Origin of the sequence: Nonomuraea sp. NPDC050733, assembly GCF_040654215.1 — a bacterium.
Taxonomy (GTDB): Bacteria; Actinomycetota; Actinomycetes; order Streptosporangiales; family Streptosporangiaceae; genus Nonomuraea.
The window spans coordinates 470,840-487,695 of sequence record NZ_JBFAHO010000001.1 but is presented as its reverse complement, the minus strand read 5'-3'; the positions used below and the strand labels follow the sequence as shown (position 1 = coordinate 487,695).

21 protein-coding genes are annotated in these 16,856 nt (G+C 71.2%); 12 read left to right on the top strand and 9 right to left on the bottom strand.

The window, feature by feature from the left end; all coding sequences use genetic code 11:
• The first annotated feature begins 6 nt into the window (after window positions 1–6).
• Complete coding sequence (locus tag AB0H64_RS02245) at window positions 7–444, top strand: MerR family transcriptional regulator (protein WP_357619121.1); 438 nt, start codon at window positions 7–9, stop codon at window positions 442–444.
• On the opposite strand, the gene AB0H64_RS02240 is transcribed toward AB0H64_RS02245, so the two are convergent.
• A complete protein-coding gene (locus AB0H64_RS02240) occupies window positions 411–1,010 on the bottom strand; it encodes an ABATE domain-containing protein (RefSeq protein ID WP_357619118.1) in 600 nt (199 codons plus the stop codon). The two genes, AB0H64_RS02245 and AB0H64_RS02240, sit on opposite strands and share 34 nt — an antisense overlap.
• Window positions 1,011–1,098: 88 nt before the next feature.
• Between AB0H64_RS02240 and AB0H64_RS02235 the strand changes: the two genes are divergently transcribed.
• From AB0H64_RS02235 to AB0H64_RS02215, 5 genes are all read left to right on the top strand, one after another.
• The gene (locus AB0H64_RS02235) at window positions 1,099–1,881 is read left to right on the top strand and encodes an MBL fold metallo-hydrolase (protein ID WP_357619115.1); all 783 of its coding nucleotides are present in this window, start codon (window positions 1,099–1,101) and stop codon (window positions 1,879–1,881) included.
• Window positions 1,878–3,110 carry an MFS transporter gene (locus AB0H64_RS02230; RefSeq protein ID WP_357619112.1) on the top strand — a complete coding sequence of 411 codons (1,233 nt, stop codon included), beginning with the start codon at window positions 1,878–1,880 and terminating at the stop codon, window positions 3,108–3,110. The genes AB0H64_RS02235 and AB0H64_RS02230 overlap by 4 nt, the downstream gene beginning before the upstream one ends.
• Window positions 3,111–3,448: 338 nt before the next feature.
• The gene (locus AB0H64_RS02225) at window positions 3,449–4,003 is read left to right on the top strand and encodes a dihydrofolate reductase family protein (RefSeq protein ID WP_357619109.1); all 555 of its coding nucleotides are present in this window, start codon (window positions 3,449–3,451) and stop codon (window positions 4,001–4,003) included.
• Window positions 4,004–4,291: 288 nt separating this feature from the next.
• Window positions 4,292–5,416 carry an aminotransferase class I/II-fold pyridoxal phosphate-dependent enzyme gene (locus tag AB0H64_RS02220; RefSeq protein WP_357619107.1) on the top strand — a complete coding sequence of 375 codons (1,125 nt, stop codon included), beginning with the start codon at window positions 4,292–4,294 and terminating at the stop codon, window positions 5,414–5,416.
• Between the two features lie 175 nt (window positions 5,417–5,591).
• Complete coding sequence (locus AB0H64_RS02215) at window positions 5,592–6,203, top strand: VOC family protein (RefSeq protein WP_357619104.1); 612 nt, start codon at window positions 5,592–5,594, stop codon at window positions 6,201–6,203.
• A 287-nt stretch (window positions 6,204–6,490) separates the two neighbouring features.
• Here the strand turns inward: AB0H64_RS02215 and AB0H64_RS02210 are convergent, their stop codons facing one another.
• The 3 genes from AB0H64_RS02210 to AB0H64_RS02200 all read right to left on the bottom strand — a co-directional run bounded on the left by AB0H64_RS02210 (window position 6,491) and on the right by AB0H64_RS02200 (window position 9,288).
• A complete protein-coding gene (locus AB0H64_RS02210; protein WP_357619101.1) occupies window positions 6,491–6,643 on the bottom strand; it encodes a hypothetical protein in 153 nt (50 codons plus the stop codon).
• Window positions 6,640–8,238, bottom strand: coding sequence for an AAA family ATPase (locus tag AB0H64_RS02205; RefSeq protein WP_357619098.1), 1,599 nt, complete (start codon window positions 8,236–8,238; stop codon window positions 6,640–6,642). The genes AB0H64_RS02210 and AB0H64_RS02205 overlap by 4 nt, the downstream gene beginning before the upstream one ends.
• A gap of 345 nt (window positions 8,239–8,583) precedes the next feature.
• Entirely contained in the window at window positions 8,584–9,288 is a 705-nt protein-coding gene (locus tag AB0H64_RS02200; RefSeq protein ID WP_357619095.1) for a TetR/AcrR family transcriptional regulator, read from the bottom strand.
• 110 nt (window positions 9,289–9,398) lie between these two features.
• On the opposite strand from AB0H64_RS02200, the gene AB0H64_RS02195 reads away from it, so the two are divergent.
• The 3 genes from AB0H64_RS02195 to AB0H64_RS02185 all read left to right on the top strand — a co-directional run bounded on the left by AB0H64_RS02195 (window position 9,399) and on the right by AB0H64_RS02185 (window position 11,382).
• Entirely contained in the window at window positions 9,399–10,133 is a 735-nt protein-coding gene (locus AB0H64_RS02195; protein WP_357619092.1) for an SDR family oxidoreductase, read from the top strand.
• 259 nt (window positions 10,134–10,392) lie between these two features.
• The gene (locus AB0H64_RS02190; RefSeq protein ID WP_357619089.1) at window positions 10,393–10,599 is read left to right on the top strand and encodes a 4-oxalocrotonate tautomerase family protein; all 207 of its coding nucleotides are present in this window, start codon (window positions 10,393–10,395) and stop codon (window positions 10,597–10,599) included.
• A gap of 198 nt (window positions 10,600–10,797) precedes the next feature.
• Window positions 10,798–11,382, top strand: a complete 585-nt coding sequence (locus tag AB0H64_RS02185) for a hypothetical protein (protein WP_357619086.1) — start codon at window positions 10,798–10,800, stop codon at window positions 11,380–11,382.
• 67 nt (window positions 11,383–11,449) lie between these two features.
• Here the strand turns inward: AB0H64_RS02185 and AB0H64_RS02180 are convergent, their stop codons facing one another.
• The gene (locus AB0H64_RS02180; RefSeq protein WP_357619083.1) at window positions 11,450–11,893 is read right to left on the bottom strand and encodes a DUF4396 domain-containing protein; all 444 of its coding nucleotides are present in this window, start codon (window positions 11,891–11,893) and stop codon (window positions 11,450–11,452) included.
• 309 nt (window positions 11,894–12,202) lie between these two features.
• Between AB0H64_RS02180 and AB0H64_RS02175 the strand changes: the two genes are divergently transcribed.
• Together AB0H64_RS02175 and AB0H64_RS02170 are read left to right on the top strand one after the other, a co-directional pair.
• Window positions 12,203–12,577 (top strand): BlaI/MecI/CopY family transcriptional regulator, encoded by a 375-nt coding sequence (locus AB0H64_RS02175; RefSeq protein ID WP_357619080.1) that lies wholly within the window; start codon window positions 12,203–12,205, stop codon window positions 12,575–12,577.
• Window positions 12,574–13,521, top strand: a complete 948-nt coding sequence (locus AB0H64_RS02170; RefSeq protein ID WP_357619077.1) for a M56 family metallopeptidase — start codon at window positions 12,574–12,576, stop codon at window positions 13,519–13,521. The genes AB0H64_RS02175 and AB0H64_RS02170 overlap by 4 nt, the downstream gene beginning before the upstream one ends.
• Here AB0H64_RS02170 and AB0H64_RS02165 read toward each other — a convergent pair.
• Window positions 13,494–13,883: a DUF305 domain-containing protein gene (locus AB0H64_RS02165; RefSeq protein ID WP_357619074.1), complete on the bottom strand. Its 390-nt coding sequence runs from the start codon at window positions 13,881–13,883 to the stop codon at window positions 13,494–13,496. The two genes, AB0H64_RS02170 and AB0H64_RS02165, sit on opposite strands and share 28 nt — an antisense overlap.
• Window positions 13,884–13,993: 110 nt before the next feature.
• Here AB0H64_RS02165 and AB0H64_RS02160 point away from each other — a divergent pair, with 110 nt between their 5' ends.
• The gene (locus AB0H64_RS02160; protein ID WP_357619071.1) at window positions 13,994–14,569 is read left to right on the top strand and encodes a hypothetical protein; all 576 of its coding nucleotides are present in this window, start codon (window positions 13,994–13,996) and stop codon (window positions 14,567–14,569) included.
• Between the two features lie 11 nt (window positions 14,570–14,580).
• On the opposite strand, the gene AB0H64_RS02155 is transcribed toward AB0H64_RS02160, so the two are convergent.
• From AB0H64_RS02155 to AB0H64_RS02145, 3 genes are all read right to left on the bottom strand, one after another.
• The gene (locus AB0H64_RS02155; protein WP_357619068.1) at window positions 14,581–15,429 is read right to left on the bottom strand and encodes an urease accessory protein UreD; all 849 of its coding nucleotides are present in this window, start codon (window positions 15,427–15,429) and stop codon (window positions 14,581–14,583) included.
• Window positions 15,426–16,034 (bottom strand): urease accessory protein UreG, encoded by a 609-nt coding sequence (gene ureG, locus AB0H64_RS02150; protein WP_357619698.1) that lies wholly within the window; start codon window positions 16,032–16,034, stop codon window positions 15,426–15,428. Before ureG ends, AB0H64_RS02155 begins: the two co-directional genes overlap by 4 nt.
• Before the next feature lie 119 nt (window positions 16,035–16,153).
• Window positions 16,154–16,828 (bottom strand): urease accessory UreF family protein, encoded by a 675-nt coding sequence (locus tag AB0H64_RS02145; protein WP_357619065.1) that lies wholly within the window; start codon window positions 16,826–16,828, stop codon window positions 16,154–16,156.
• Window positions 16,829–16,856 lie beyond the last annotated feature (28 nt).

The window sequence follows — 16,856 nt, the reverse complement described above, 5'->3', positions numbered from 1 at the left end:
GTCGGCATGAAGTCAAGCGCGTCGATGACCATCGGGACGGTCGCGGCCCGGTTCGGCCTGGCCACGCATGTCCTCAGGCACTGGGAGTCGATGGGGCTCCTGTCGCCCGCCCGCGTGGAGGGTGAGCGCCGTCGTTACGACCGGTCGGACCTCTATCGGATCGCCGTGATACTGCGCGCCAAGGAGGCCGGCTTCAGCCTCGAGGACATCAGGGAGATGACGACCACGAGCGATGCGGCGGCCCGGCGGGAGGTCTTCAGGCGTCGGCGCGCCGATTTGGTGAGACGCATCGCCCAGGCACAGGCGTCGCTGGAGCTGATCGACTGCGCGCTGGAGTGCGACCACGAGGATCTCGCCGGCTGCCGGCACTTCCAGGCCGTGATCGACGAACGGCTCGCACCCGTGCCGGGTCAGTCCGCCTCCGGCCGGGTGCGGCGGGCGTAGGCGCGCGCGGCGCGGGCGCGGTCGCCGCAGCGGACGGAGCACCAATGGCGGCGGCCGTGGCGCAGCAGGTAACGGTTGCAGGGGGTGGAACCGCACGGGGTCAGGCGGTCGGCGTCGGGGCCGGTGAGCAGGTCGGCCGCGTTGGCCGCGAGTGTCGCGAGCGCGCGGTCGAGGATCTCGTTCGTGGGGCACGGCGCGGTGCGATAGGGGCCGCGTTTGTCGTCCCAGTACAGCAGGGCGGCGGAAGGAGCCCTGCTCAGCGCGTCGTTGACGGCGGACAAGGCCGCGGGCAAGACGGGCAGGCCACCGGCCCGGGCGGCGAACAGGACCCTGAGGTGCTCGCGCAGCGAGCGCAACTGCGCCGCGCACATCTCCTGGACCCCGGCATCCTCGGGGGCGAGGCCGCGCTCCGTGAGCCACCGGTTGGTCGCCCCCGGTGTGCCGAGGAGGTCGACGAAGTGCCCTCCGGGCAGCGCGATCGCGCTGTTGACGAAGTCGAGGGCGAGGTAGTCGTCCGCGCCGGGCGCGGGCGGCAGCACAGACTCGACGGTCAGGGGCTCGCTCATAGCTCTCATGGTACGGCTTGCATTCATCCGTGAGACACCACTACCGTCATTCACGGATAAACCCCTTCTCATCCGTGAGGTCATTCCTATGCCCGGCACCACCGCCGCCCACATCCCCGTCCGCGTCCTCGGCGGCCCGACCGCCCTGTTCGAGTACGGCGGGCTGCGCTTCCTGACCGATCCGACCTTCGACGCCCCCGGCGACTACCAGGTGCCCGGCGGCGGGCTGACGAAGACGGCGCCTCCCGCCGCCGTGCCGGCCGACCTCGGCCGCGTCGATGTGGTCCTGCTCTCGCACGACGAGCACCCCGACAACCTCGACCGCTCCGGCCGGGCCCTGCTCGCCGACATCCCCCTCACCCTCACCACGCCCGGCGGCGGGCGACGCCTGGGGAACGGGGCCAGGGGCCTGGCCGACTGGGAGCCGATCACCGTGGACCGCCCAGGAGGCGGCACGGTCACCGTCACCGGCGTACCCGCCGTCCACGGGCCCGGCGCCCGGGAGGAGGTCGAGCAGATCACCGGCCAGGTCGTCGGATTCGTCCTGACCGGTGAGGGCCTGCCCACGGTCTACGTCAGCGGCGACAACGCCTCGCTCGACGCGGTCAGGCAGATCGCCGAACGCTTCGGCCCGGTCGACACCGCGATCCTCTTCGCCGGGGCTCCCCGCTTCTCCGTCCTGTTCGACGGCGCGCTGATCGTCCTCGACAGCGCGCAGGCCGCCGAAGCGTGCACGATCCTCGGCGCCCGCCGCGTCGTCCCCGTCCATTACGACGGCTGGGCCCACTTCACCGAGGGCCGGGACGAGCTGGTGGCCGCCTTCACCGCCGCCGGCCTGGCCGGCCACCTGGACCTGGGCGACCTCACATGAGGAACAGCCTGCCTGCCCGGACCGCGGACCCCCCGCGCCTTCAGCCGCAGCGCCGCGTCCTGACCGTCCTGGTCGCCGCCCAGGTCCTCAGCGGGGCCGGGCTGGCGGCGGGCGTGACCGTCGGCGCCCTGCTCGCGCAGGACATGCTCGGCTCCACCAGCCTCGCCGGCATGCTGAGCGCGCTGTCCACGGTCGGCTCCGCGCTGGCGGCCGTCGCCGTGGGGCGCCTCTCCGACGCGCGCGGCCGGCGCCCCGGCCTCGCCGCCGGCTACCTGGCCGGCGCGGTCGGCAGCGCGGGCGTCATCGCCGCAGCCGTCGCGGGCGAGCCCGTACTGCTGTTCGCCGCGATGTTCGTCTACGGCGCGGGCACCGCCACCAACCTGCAGGCCCGCTACGCCGGAGCCGACCTGGCGGCCCCCGCCCACCGTGCCCGTGCCGTGTCCACCGTGCTGGTCGCCACCACTGTGGGCGGGGTGGCCGGCCCCAACCTCGCCTCCGCCACCGGCGACCTCGCTCGCTTCCTCGGCATCCCCTACCTGGCGGGGCCCTTCCTGCTCGCCGGCGCCGCATACGCGACCGCCGCCCTGATCCTGATCGTCTGGCTGCGCCCCGACCCGCTGCTCCTGTCCCGCGCCGCCACGCCGCCCGCGGAACCGGACCGGCCGCACCCGGAAGTGCGCGGTTCCGGCGTGCTGGCCGGCACGCTGGTCATGGTCTTCACCCAGCTCGTCATGGTCGCGATCATGACGATGACACCCGTGCACATGCACGGCAACGGCCACGGCGCCGCCGCCTCCGGCCTCGTCATCGCCATCCACATCGGCGCGATGTACCTGCCCTCACCCATGACGGGCTGGCTCGTCGACCGTCACGGCCGCCTCATGGCGGCCACCGCCTCGGCGCTGGCCATGCTCGCCGCCGGAATCGTCGCGGCCACCGCCCCGGGCGAATCCGTCGCCCCGTACGCGGTCGCCCTGGCCCTGCTGGGCCTGGGCTGGAATCTCGGCCTCGTCACCGGCACCGCGATCATCACCGAGACCGTACCGCCGGCCACCCGCGCCAGGACTCAGGGCCTGGTCGACGTCTCCATCGCCGTCGCGGGCGCGACCGGCGGCATGGCCTCTGGTCTCGTCATGGCCACCGCCGGCTACCCTCTCCTGACCTTGGGCGGCGGAATCCTGGCGCTGGCCGTCGTCCCAGTGGTGATCACGACAGCACGCGGCCGATGACGAAGGAGCCGACGCACGGGCACCGCCTCAGTGATCCGAGGTCCGGCCCCGAGCCCGTCGCCGGCCCCGAACGTCCAGCCGGGCCGAGACCGCACTCCGCCTGTTCACCGGACGTGAATACGACGCCACCGCGACGATCACTACAGTCCGGTCTCGGCAGCGACAGCACCGTCCGGGGCGCGAGCCCGAGGAGCGGACCGAAGGCCGCGCGACTCAGCAGCGGTAACAGCTGATCGGTCCATTCGGAAGAGCGCCGTTCGGCCGTCCCGTCTGCGATGAGTTCCGGCGCTCCACCGGGTCTCCACTCCGGACGACCGCCACCACCAAGGAGGAGTTCTATGGGCAAGGTCATCTACTGGATGAACACCTCGATCGACGGTTACATCGAGGGTCCCGACGGTGGCATGGACTTTATGGACCCGGGCGAGGACTTTCACCAGGCGGCCAACGACCATGTTCGCCGGACCGCGGCGTTCCTGTTCGGGCGGCGGCTGTACGAGGCGATGGAAAAGCCCTGGACGCAGGACCTCGGCAAGGAAGGCGCCCCGGCCGTCGAGCGGGAGTTCGCCCAGCTCTACAAGGAGACGCCGCGGTACGTCTTCTCCGACACGCTCCAGACCGTCCCCGAAGGACTCACGATCGTCCGCCGCAAGGACGCCGTGTCCGTGGTGACGCGACTCAAGCAGGAGAGCGACGGCACCTTCCAGCTCGGCGGCTCCGAGCTGGCCGTCTCCCTGCTGGACCTCATCGACGAGTTCTGGGTGTACGCGTTCCCCGTGATCGTCGGGGGCGGCAAGCCGTACCTGCCCGTGAGAGAAATACTGCGGCTGCGCCTGGTCGAGCACCGTTCCTTCGCCTCAGGAATCATGTTCCGGCGCTACGTACGACCCTGACCGACCAGGAGCGGACCCCGAGCGGGAGGCGGGGCGGGCGTCGTCGGACCAGCGGGTGGTCGTCGGGGCTCGGCCCGGAACGCCCGGCGGTAGGCGCCGGGCGTTGTGTCCAGAGCGTGGAGGAAGCGCCTGCGGAGGTTGCGTCCCACCGCGCATCCGGCGCATGAGTCACGCCGGCTACACCCATGGTGACATCGTGCGCCGCAAGGGAAGGGCTGAGCTCGTCGATCGCAACGGCCCAGGACCAGCCGCCAGGTCGACACACCTACCAGCAGACGGGATCGCGACGTGCAACTGCCTCCGTTCTTGATCGAGCGCATGTTCGCCGAGCACGAGTTCACGTGCCGGGTGAACCTGACCGGGTCAGACACCGAAGGAATGTCGCTGGATGCGCTGTGGGAGGTCGCCCCCGAGGACACGCGCGAGTGGTACGAGTCCCTGACACTGGGCTACACCGAATCCCCGGGCCACCCGCTGCTGAGGGAACTGGCCGCCCAGTCCTCCGGTCTCCCGTCGGGGTCGGCGGTGCAGGTCTTCGCCGGCGCCACCGAGGCGGTGTTCGTACTCCTCAACGCCATCCTCAGCGCCGATGACCACGTGGTGGTCATCGGCCCCACATACCAGCTGCTGATCGATGTGCCCCGTGCGATCGGGGCGGAGGTGACCGAGATCCGCCTCCGGCGGGAGGACGGTTGGCGCTTGGACGTGGACGAGGTCAGGCGCGCTCTGCGGCCGGACACCCGGCTGATCGTGGCGAACTTCCCCCACAACCCCACAGGAGCGTTGCCGGAAAGGCCGGTCTTCGAGGAGCTTGTGGGCCTGGTGGACGGCACCGAGGCCCTCCTGGTGAGCGACGAGATCTACCGAGGCATCGAACTGGAGCCGCGGCGCCGGCTCCCGTCCGCGGCGGCGCTGACGCCGAACGCGATCTCGGTCACGGGCGTGTCCAAGGTACTGGGCATGGCCGGGGTCCGGATCGGCTGGACGGTCACGCAGAACGCAGCGGTGACGGCGCGCCTGCTGGACTACCGCTACTGGACAACGCTGGCCACGAGCGCGCCGAGCGAGGTCCTCGCCGTCGCGGGCCTGCAGGCGGCTCCCGCTCTCCTGGATCGCGCCAACAGCCTGGTCCGCGCCAACGCAGGTGCGCTGGCCTCGTTCGTGGAGTCCACGCCTGGCTGGGAATGGGTGCCTCCGGCAGGTGGGACCTGCGCGTACCCGTGGCTGACGGCGACGGAGGCGCGGGCGTTCTCCGAGTGGCTGGTCGACCGTCACGGTGTGCTGCTGGCTCCTGACGTGATGTTCGACCATGCCGGACAGCACCTGCGGTTCGGCATGGGCAGGGCGCTGTTCCCCGAGGGGCTGGCCACGCTCGCCCGAGCCTGGCCGGAATGGCAGCGCGTAGGCTCCTGACGACGGGCACGACCTCTTCGTGCCCCTTACGCGCGCCGGGTGGCGTGAGCGACCGACGACTCGGCTCGCGAGCCTTGGGCGACCAGCGAGTTTGCCCGAAGCCACCCACGGGCAGACTGCACGGATCCCCTCGCGTTCGCTGTCGTACGAGCGCAGGAGGCGCAGGGTCATGGACATGAAACTCGAAGTCGTCGTGGTGCCGGTCGCGGACGTCGACCGTGCCAAGGACTTCTACACGGCGCTGGGCTGGCGGCTCGACGCCGACGTCGCCACCGGGGAGGACTTCCGGGTGGTGCAGGTGACCCCGCCCGGTTCGCCGGCGTCGGTCATCTTCGGTACGTCGGTCACCTCCCAGACGCCGGGCTCGGCCCAGGGCCTGCACCTGATCGTCAACGACATCGCCGCCGCCCACGACGAGCTCAAGAGGCTCGGCGCCGACCCGAGCCAGGTGTTCCACGACGCCGGCGGCGTCTTCCACCACGCCGGGACCGACGCCAGGGTGCCCGGACCGGATCCGCGGCGCACCAGCTACGGCTCGTACCTGTCGTTCAGCGACCCCGATGGCAACGGCTGGGTGTTGCAGGAGGTCACCACCCGGCTCCCGGGACGGCTTGACCCGTCGGTCACCACGTTCGCCTCCACCGCGGACGTCGCGGCCGCGCTGCGCCGCGCCGCCGCCGCACACGGCGAGCACGAGGCGCGCACCGGCGCCGAGGACCCGAACTGGCCGGACTGGTACGCCGACTACATGGTGCGCGAACAGGCTGGAACTGAACTGCCGTCATGAGGCTGCGCGACACCATCCCACCGTTCCCCACCTTCTCGGAGATCTACGTCGCCGCGCTCAAGGGCCTGCACGACAAGATCGCAGCGACCGGACCACCCGTCCAGCCACCTGCGCTCGGTCATCGCATCCGCGCGAGAAGCCGGCGTACGTGTGGCGTTCGTCCCGCACCGTCGCTGGGAGCCGGGCGGCTACGAGACATGGGAGCACCCCAATCCCACCCAACGCTCCATCATGCAGCGGCACAGTTTTGCCCGCGGGACCTGGGGCGGAGAGTTCCACCCCGACTTTCAGCCGCAGCCCGGCGACGTCGTGGCCCGGAACACTGGGCGCAGAGCGGATTCGCCAACACCGACCTCGACTTCCAGCTCAAGCAGCATGGCATCACTCATGTCGTGCTCGTCGGCCTGCTGGCGAGCCTGCTGATCCAGGGCACCCGTCACACCCGCAGGACGGTGACCTGGCGGCCGGACGGGGTGGTCGCGCGCTCGAAGCCGCCTCGTTCCTTCCAGGTTGGGGCCTCGGGGCGCCGGTCGAAGATCACAAGCGCGCCGGTGTGCAGGGTGAGGCGGTCCAGGTATCGGTCGAGCTGGGCGAGTCCGTCGGGCGTCGGGTCGGTTTCGCCTGCTCGCCAGACCTTCAGCTCCATGGCCTCCCGCTGCACCAGCCGCTCGCCCTCCGGGCCGGTGTAGGGCCAGCGGACCAGTACGTCCAGGCGTTTGGTGCCCGCGGCGTACTCCCGGTCGAGCTGGCCTCCGCCGTTGACCAGGCGGTGCAGGAAGGCCATGAGGATGATCTGACAGGCGGCCTCGTGGTAGCCCTCCTGCCGGATGAGCACCTCGCCGTGCTCGCGCCAGAACACGACGAACTCCTCCAGCAGGCGCGGCAGGTCGAACCGGCCGTCCGGCAGCACGAAGCTGTGCGGATCGGCCATCACGAACCGCTCCGTGCGCCGGCCCAGGACCCGTAGGAGGACCTCCCGGTAGATCGGGTTGGCGATCTCCAGCTCCCGGGTTCCCCGGATGAGGCCCAGGTCGTGAACGTAGGAGACATCTTCGTCGAAGGAAGTGTCCGTGTCCGGCCACGTTCCCGCCAGGATCGGCTCGATCACCCGTTCCACACGGGGCTCGCGCAGCCGGGCAACCAGCGCGTCCAGATGGGTGGCCCGTTTCCGGATCAGCCGCTCCTTGGCGTCTTCCACCTGCCCGACGGTGATGGCATCGGTCACCCCCATCTGGAGGATGATCTCAAAGGCGAGGGCGTTGACCAGCCACGGTTGTCCCTGGGTCAGCTCGAAGACCCGGTCCACCGCGTCCTTGGTGAACTCCTGGCCGGTCGCCTGCGTGTGCTGGTCGTACAGCTCGGCGATCTCGTCGGCGGTGAAGTCGCCCAGGCGTAGCGACTCGGTGACGATGTTGAACGGGCTGGCCGGGTTGGACCGGCCGGGTTCGCCGCCTGAGGCGACCTTGTAGTCACGCAGGTCACGCAGCCCGCACAGCACCACGGACGTGGGGAACGGTTGGCCCGCCGGCCGCGTGTTGTGACCGTCGCGGAGCTGACTGAGGATGCTGACCATGCTGTTGCCCTGCAGGGCATCGATCTCGTCGAGGAACAGCACGATCCTGCGTGGGCTGCGGTGGCACCATTCGGTCAGTGCCGCGCTGAATCGACTGCCCGGTGTGACCTGCGGCCAGGGATCCGGTGGCAGCAGCTCCTGTGGCCAGCCCGACCACTCGGCGGCTTGGCGGAGGGAATCCAGCAGAAGCGACTCCGCGGCGGCGTAGTCGTCGCCGGCCGATTTGGCACGCTCGCAGGAGAACATCAGGGCGGCGGTGTCGCCCTCGGCGGTCAGCTCTGAGGCCAGGGTGCGCAGCGCGGTCGTCTTGCCGGTCTGCCGGGGCGCGTGCAGCACAAAGTAGCGGTCCATGTCGATGAGCTCGCGCGCCTGGGGGAGCCGTTGCGTGGGGGGCAGCATGTAGTGGCGCTCGGGGCCGCACGGGCCGGTGGTGTTGAAGTATCTCGCTCGGAGTGGCCGCATGCTCACAGTCTGCCATTCCCTGGCGCTCGGGTCCGGTCAACCGGAGCCATGCCGATGCGCCACCCTCGGGCCCCAGCCTGGTCGCGATGCCGGCGAGGATCTGGGTGTAGCCCTCGTGGTCGAAGGTGAACGGCAGCGCGAACGCGACCTCGTCGATCTCCCGGAAGGCGGCGTGCGCGTAGAGCTGCTCGGCGATCTCGGCGGAGCTGCCGACGATGTCGGGCGCGAACATCATGCGGGCCGGTCCCTGGGGCGTGGCGGTGCGGGGCAGGCGCTTGCCGGCGTGTTCCTTCATGCCGTGCTCGCCCGCCCATCGGGCCGAGCGCAGGCTGGCGCGGGCGGCTGTCAGCCTCGGCCGGGTTGCGTGATGCGTTCGAGCCATCGCCGCAGAAGGGCGGTCTCGGCCGGTTCGAGGGCCTCCGTCCCGGTGAGATCGAGTTGCGCGTGCAGGCGCAGTGCGGCGGTGTGCAGCGGGTCGGCGTCGTTCTGCGCGGTCGTCGTGGTCAGTACGTGCGAGAACACGGCGTCGCGCATGCGGTGGGACAGCGCGGGGTCGTCGAACAGGGCCGGTCTGGCGATGTGGTCAAGGGCGGTCCCGACGTTCGCCGCCAGGATGAGCTGAGCGGCGGTCCGCGGCTCGACCCTCAACGCGCCCGCCGCCGCGCACCGCGTGAGCGCCGCCACCAGCAGGTCCATCACGCGATCTCGCGCCGTCGAGTGTGACCACGGCCGCGGAGTGAACATAAGCTGGTAGAGGGCCGGGTTGGCCCTCGCGAACGCCATGTGGCCGTCCCAGCCGGCGTGCAGATCGGCGACCGGGTCGTCGGTCTGCTCCTGGGCGGCCTTGAGTGCGGCGTAGCGCTCGTACCCGTGGTCGGCGACGGCGTCCAGCAGTCCGCGCTTGTCACCGAACAACCGATAGAGCACGGGCTGGCTCACGCCGACCGCCTCGCAGACCGCCCGCGTGGCGACCTCATGGTCCGAGGACGACGCCAGTTGCCGCTCCGCGGCCTCGATCATCGCCGCGCGAAGCGGGTCGTTCTCTGCCATGCAATCAATGATACCGCTAGGAGTTAGCGACGATACGAATCTGTGCTACCGTCATGACGTAACGCCGATATGGCCAACCCGTATCGACGCTAAGAGCAAAGGAGCCTTCCATGACTGATCAGCGTGTGGCCGTCGTCAGCGGCGGTTCCCGCGGGATAGGCAAGGCGATCGCGGTGGCGCTGGCGGCACGGGGCTGTGCGGTCGCGGTGGGGTTCCAAGGGAGCGCCTCCGCCGCGGCGCAGGTGGTCGAGCAGATCACGGCGTCCGGTGGCCGGGCTGTTACGGTCCAGGCAGACGTGGCCGATGAGGGCGCCGTGGCGAGGATGTTCGACACGGCGGAGAAGTCCTTCGGCGGCGTCGACGTGGTCGTCAACTCGGCGGGACGGATGTCGCTGTCCCCGATCGCCGACCTCGACCTCGACGAGTTGGACGCACTGCACCGCACCAACATCCGCGGCGCCTTCGTCATGGCGCGCGAAGCCGCGCGCCGCGTGCGCGACGGGGGCGCGATCGTCAGCCTGTCCACCTCGGTGGTCGGCCTGCAGTTCCCCACCTACGGGGCGTACGCCGCGAGCAAGGGCGCCGTCGAGGCGATGACGCTGGTGCTCGCCCGCGAGCTGCGCGGGCGGGACATCACGGTCAACGCGGTCGCGCCCGGCCCGACCGCCACCGAGCTGTTCCTCGACGGCAAGGACGAGGCCACCATCGAAGGACTCGCCAAGCAGCCGCCGCTGGAGCGGCTCGGCACCCCACAGGACATCGCCGAGGTCGTCGCCTTCCTGTCCAGCCCAGCCGGGCACTGGATCAACGGGCAGGTCGTACGCGCGAACGGCGGGATCATCTGATGCCCGCCCCGCGCCAGGTCACCGTGTCACCCGGGCCACATCGACCCCGGTGAGGACCGCACCGCGGTTGTCATCAGTCAGTGCTCACGCCCACCCGGGCAGGCACGACATCCCATTCAGCGATCACCTCTCGGCCCACGGCGGCACACGGTCTTCCGTCAGGACTCGACGTCCAGGAACCCGGAGTGCTCACCTGCCGTCGGCCGCCACCAAGGAGTCTGCCGGATGGCTCACTCCCGGAACTGATCAGGAAGTCAACATGCCATTCGCCAACCTCAAGGTGCCCGCCGACACCCTGACCCCGGAATCCAGGAAGAAGCTCATCGACGCCGTCACCGACGCCTACGCCGACGTCTACGGAGAACGAGCTCGGGCCACCACCCTCGTCCTCCTGGAGGAGGTCCCGGACGGCGGCTGGGGGCTGGGCGGCAACATCCTCACCGCCGACATGCTCGGCCGCAGCTGACCTTTCCGGGGCCGGCCCGACCACCCTCACCCGGTCCGGCCCCACCGCCTACCGCTGGCATGGTGCTGTATCGGTCACGTCAACGTGGCGGAGCCCAGAAGCGCTCGTGGTTGCCGACGGTCGACAGCGAGCGTGGGCCAGCCCGAACGACGACTACGTCGTGGGTGGCTGGAACTCCTCCGCGGGCGACGCGGCGGGATGACCGCGCTCAAGCAGTCGACCCTCAGCGGACGGCTCACGCTGAGCAGCGGACTGCCACCCGGCGTACAGACGCTCGAACTGTACCGCTGGCTCCCTGACGGCACCTCCAGGCCGTTCCAGGAGATCACCACGGCGGCGGACGGGACCTACCAGTTCACCGACGCCCCGCCGTCCATCGGGGCGTTCAAGTATCAGGTGTACTGGCCGGGCAACTCATGGTTCCGGGGTAGCGGCTCCTCGGTGACCGTCACGGTGGCCTTGTACGAGCCGGCGCTCACCGTGACCGGACCGGCGACGGGCAACGTCGGCGAGCGACTCGACTTCAGCGGCACCTTCGGCGCCGACGGCATCACCTTCCCGCGGACGATCATCACCGTCTCGCGCAAGGTCGTCAGCCCGGATGGCACTGTCACCTCGAAGGGCCTGGTGAAGTCGGCCGCCGCCGCCGACGGGTCGTTCAGTTTCTCCGATACGCCGACCACGGCCGGCGAACACACGTACACCGTCAACTTGCTCGGCAACTCGACCATCGAGTCTGCGAGCGCCACCCACGTGGTCACCGTCCTCCAGCCGCCCACGTAGCATCCCGACGCCCGGGTGACGGCGACCCGACTCGCCGTCACCCAAGGCGCGGTGTCGGAGGCGGTCCTCAGTGGCCGTGGTGGTACTGGTGTGTCACCGCGTGACCCTTGCCGCGGGAGATCAGCCACTTGTTCACCGGTGTGGTCAGCACGAAGGCCACCAGCAACGACCCGGCCAGTGCCACCCAGAACAGCCAGCTGGCAAGGCCCGCGTCCATGGCCCCGGGCACGATCAGCATCACCGCGTTGTCCAGGATCTCCATCATCGCGATGGAGATGGTGTCCGCGGCCAGCGCCACCTTCAACGCGCTGCGGAAGTCGACTCCGGCCCGCAGCACGCCGCGCATGGTCAGTGCGTAGCCGAACACGAAGGCCAGCGCCACGGACAGAGCCACGGTGGCGAGATTGGAAAGGCTCGCGGCGGTGCCGATGACCATGCCCAGAACCTCGCCGATGGCACAACCCGTCAGGCAGTGCAGCGTCGCCTGCGCGGCCATCGCCCAGGTGGCCATGGGCGGGCTGTGGTGCTCGTGTTCGTGCTCCGCCGGGAGATCGGGTTCCTGGGATGGATGATGGTGACCACTGTGGTCCACGATGAGGCTCCTTAGTAGCGGAGCCAGGATTATACGAGTGCGGGGTATGAATTTCCTATAGGGCGTAGTAGCGGCGCACATCGGCGTCGGGGCCGAGACCGGCCTTCTCGCCGCGCCGACCCAGGAGACGAACATGGCAACCATCGGCCCCTGGGGCTTGATCACGCTCAAGTGTGGTATCGCCGCTCGTGAACCGCTCCGTCTACGATCCCCGGTAGCATCGGCGGCATGATACGAGGCCTTGGCGAGCTCGAGTCCGCGATCATGGATCGGATGTGGGCCCGACGCCGGCCGGCCTCCGTCCGGGAGGTGTTCGAGGACCTCAAGCAGGAACGGACGATCGCGTACACCACCGTGATGACCGTGATGGACAAGCTGCACACCAAGGGGCTGCTCAAGCGCCGGCCGGTCGGCCGGGCCTACGTCTATGAGCCGGTCGCCTCCAAGGAGGCGTACACCGCCGACCTGATGCGCACCGTCCTGGCGGGCGGCGGCAACCAGGCCGCCACGCTCGTGCACTTCCTCGAACGGCTCACGCCCGAGGAGGCCGCGGCGCTGGAGGCGGCGCTGCAGGTCTTCCCGCCCAAGGGGAGGCCGACGTGATCGCCGCCGTCGTCCTGACGCTCTACACGATCGTGGCCGCGATCTGGCTGCCCAGGCCGCGCTGGGTCGCGAGCTGGGCCGACCGGGCGCCGCGGCTGGCGATCTCGTTGTGGCAGGCGGCGGGCGCGTCGGTGGTGGCGTCCGCCGTGCTCGCCGCGCTGGCGTTCGCCGTTCCCGCCGACATCGTGGGGCACGGCTTGGCCGGGCTGTTCGAGGTCTGCGCCGCCATGCTGAACGACGGCTCCGGGCTGAGCGCGGCGGGCGTCGTGGTCCTGCTCGTGGCGGGTGCGGCGCCGGCAAGGGTGGCTTACTGCGAAGCGGCTGTCCTGTTCAGAGCCGGGATGGAGCGTCGCGAGCACGCGGCGCTGCCCGCTCTGCTGGGCCGGCGCGACGCCGGCCTCGGCGCGATCGTGATCGACCACGAGGAGAGGCTGGCGTACTGCGTGCCCGGTAGGCGCGCCCAGGCGGTCATCACCACCGGTGCGCTGCGCACGCTGGCGCCCGAGCAGGTCGCCGCGGTGCTGGAGCACGAGCGGGCGCATCTGCGTGGCCGCCATCATCTCGCGCTCGCCGGTGCCGAGATCCTGGCCAGGGCGTTTCCCGGCGTGCCGCTGTTCGAGCGGGGCAGGACGGAGATCGCCCGGCTGATCGAGCTGCTGGCCGACGACGTCGCCGCCCGCCGTCATCCCCGCGCGCAGATCGCCGCCGCGCTGGTCCGCCTGGCCACCGGCCGGGTGCCCGCCTCCACGCTCGGCGCGGGCGGCGAGACGGCGCTCACACGCGTGCGCCGCATGCTGAACCCCGAAGCGCCGCTCGACCACCGCCAGCGCGTCGCCGGGCTGCTGACGGTGGCGATGCTGCTGGCAGGCCCGGCGATGGTCGCGCTGGTGCCCGGGTTCAGCTCCTTCCTCGCCCATCACTGCCATTCGCTGCTCACGCTCTGACCTGCTCCTTCTCCTGCGGCGACACGCCCATCGGCTGCCCGGGAGCAGTCCCGGGCAGCCGACATCCACGCCTGGAGCCGGTCGAGGATCTTCCTCATCTGCTCGACTTCGGCCTGCTGGGCGGTCTCGATGGTCTTGGCGGGCTCCTTCGCCTCCGGGTTGGAACCCTGCGACTGCTCGGTGCGTGCCATCTCGATCGCCCCGGTGTGGTGCTGGATCATCATGTGGAGGAACTGCTTGTCGAAGGCGGCGCCTTCGGCCTTCTCCAGCTTCCGAGGTAGATGCCGGGCCCATCCGCCCATGTGCCCCTCCTCCCGCCGCCACTGCCGGTGTTCGAGAAACCGACCATCCGTCACAGGCATCCGCTCCTGACAACTATGCCCGATAGTACGAGTCATGGGCTGACTGACCAATTGAACCGTTTCGGTCAGTTTGTCGATAGCATGGCGGGGAGCCCAGGAGAGGAGCCGTCATGACAGAGGCGGGCAAGGGCGGGCGGGCGCTGGTGGTCGGGCTCGGGGTCGCCGGCATCGCCACCGCGTTGCGGCTGTGCCAGGCCGGATGGGAGCCGGTGGTGGTGGAACGGGCGCCCGCGCGCCGCTCAGGCGGCTACCTGCTGACGCGCTACGAGCGGGCCCCCGACGCGCTGTTCGACTCGGTGCAGCAGGTCAAGATGCCACGCTGGCACCGGGGCCGGGTCGTGCTGATCGGCGACTCCGCCTGGTGCGTCACCCTGTACGCGGGCATGGGCGCCTCCAGCGGCCTTGCCGGCGGCGAACTGCTGGGCACCATGCTGCAACGTCACCCCGGCGACGTGCCCGGCGCGCTACGGGCCTGGGAGACACGGATGAGGCCCTTCATCCACCTCCAGCAGGACAGCGCCCTGCCCGGACGCCGCATCTTCACTCCGCACGACCGCAAAGAGCATCTCCTGCGCGCGGGGATGATGCGCATGATGCGGATGCCGGGCGTGGGCAGGGCCATGGGCCGCAGAATGTTCGACAACAAGGACATGCGAGCCAAGAACATCGACGTCGCCGCTCCGTGACCGGACCCGAGTCAGGAAGGCCGCATCCCGGCGCCAGGCGGTCCGGGGAGCGCCGGTGGACTTGCGACCTGCTGCGCCGCGTCCAGCAGGCGGCGCAGGTGCAGGGTGTCGGGGGCCAGAGCCGTGATGAGCATGGCGGGGCCCGCCAGGGGCGCCAGCACGGCCTGGCCGGTCGCCGGGTCGTCGCCGAGCAGCCGGGCGTGGGCCGGTTGCCGTTCCAGTGCCGGGTCGACGATGAGGATCTGGCCGACGGCGCGGTGGCCGGCGACGACGGCGGGACCGTCCCAGCCCGGTGCGCCGGCGCCGTACATCGTCTGCTGGTCCAGGAGGGACCGTCCGTCGCGGCGGACGGTGAGGCGGGTGGCGAGCCGGCCCGGCGGCTCGCCGGCACGGCCGAGGACGATCTCTTCACGCAGAAGGAGTCGGGCGGTCGGGGCGAGGTCGATGGTGCAGCTCTGGCGCAGGTTGCTGCGGGCGGCGGAGATGAGCGGCTGGGGCAGCCAGTGCAGGCCGGCCCGCTCGGCCGCGGTCAGGTGCACGTCGTAGGTGGCGTGGTCGGTGGTGGGGCCGCGCAGGGCGATGGTGGCGGCGGCGGTGGTGATGCGCAGGTGGGCGTCGTGTTCGGCGATGGCCTCGATGCGCAGCCGGTCGCCGCCGAGGGGGGCGCTCATGGCGCCGACGATGCACACCCGTGCCTGGTCGCCGTGCGGGCGGCCGCGGCGCAGGTCGAAGGGGCCGTCACCGGCGAGGACAGGCAGGACGGTGGCGTTGTGCGCGCGGGCCGCCCGGATGCGGGCGGTGGCGCGCACGCCGAGCCCGGTGCGCCGGGCCGGTCCGGCCGGAGAGGGCGCGAGGGTCATGCGGGGCCGCCGGTCCAGTCGGCCAGGCGCCGGCGGACCCAGTCGGCCACGGGTGTGATGCCGCCCGGGGTCTTGACCGCCGTCAGGACGGTGGGCAGGTCGCCGCGCTGGGCCTTGGCGTCGCGGGCCATGGCCGCCAGGTCCGCGCCGACGTGGGGGGCGAGGTCGGTCTTGTTGATGACGAGCAGGTCGGAGGAGGTGAGGCCGGGGCCGCCCTTGCGGGGAATGTCGTCGCCGCCGGCGACGTCGATGACGAAGATCTGCGCGTCGGCCAGGCCCTTGGAGAAGGTCGCGGTGAGGTTGTCGCCGCCCGATTCGACGAGGATCACATCGAGCGAGCCGAGATGGTCCTCCAGGTCCTCGACGGCTTCGAGGTTGGCGGAGATGTCGTCGCGGATGGCGGTGTGCGGGCAGGCGCCGGTCTCGACCGCGGTGATGCGCTCGGCGGGCAGGACGGCCTCGCGCAGCAGGAACTCGGCGTCCTCGCGGGTGTAGATGTCGTTGGTCACCACGGCGATGGACAACTCCTCGCGCAGCGCCCGGCACAGGGCGGCGACGGTGGCGGTCTTGCCGGAGCCGACCGGCCCGCCGAGGCCGATGCGCATGGCGCGACGGCGGCCACCGGGACGCTCGAAGGAGCCGCCGGGGCCGTGGACGTGGCCCTCGGGGAAGGTACCGCTGTGGTGGAGATGCATGGCTGCTCCCGGGAGGGTCGAAGGCGTGGTCAGGAGGCGAACAGACGGACGGGGCGGGCGGCGTGCTGCTCGGCGGCGATGTCGAGCAGCGGCGCCGAGACGGCCGGCAGCGCGGCGGGTCCGTCGGTGTGGACGCGCTGTGCGGCGTCGGCCGCCAGGGCCGCGACGTGGTCGAGGTCGGCGGCCAGGCGGGCCAGGACGGCGGCGGCGTCGAAGGGGTCCAGCCGCAGCAGGCGGACGGTCGCGGTGACCGGGCCGCCGATGCTCTCGTACGCCGCCACGTACGCGGCGTCCAGCGGGGTCAGCCCGGCGCGGCGGGCCGCCACGCCGAGGACCACGGGCTGGTGGGCGCCCCGCGGCCACGCCGCGGCGAGGGCATCGAGCTCGGAGCAGGGCCAGGCGGCCCGGCAGGCCCGCAGCAGTTGCCGCCCGAGCCTGCGCGACGTCCGCCGCAGGGCGGGGGCGGCGGTGCGGGCGTCGGCCGCCTCCTCCAGCAGCAGCGGGTCGTACCCGGCGGCGGCCGCGGCCGCGAGCCCTGCCGCGACCAGGCCGCTGGTGTGCAGCCGGCCGCGGCAGAACTCCTCCAGGCTCGCCACGTCACGCACGCGTCCCGCGGTGACGGCCGCCTCGGCCCCACCGGAATGGGCGTGCCCTCCGGCGGGGAAACGGCCGTCGGCCAGGACGAGCAGGGCGGCACGGTTCATCGTGCGTGGCTCACCTTTCGTTCACGTC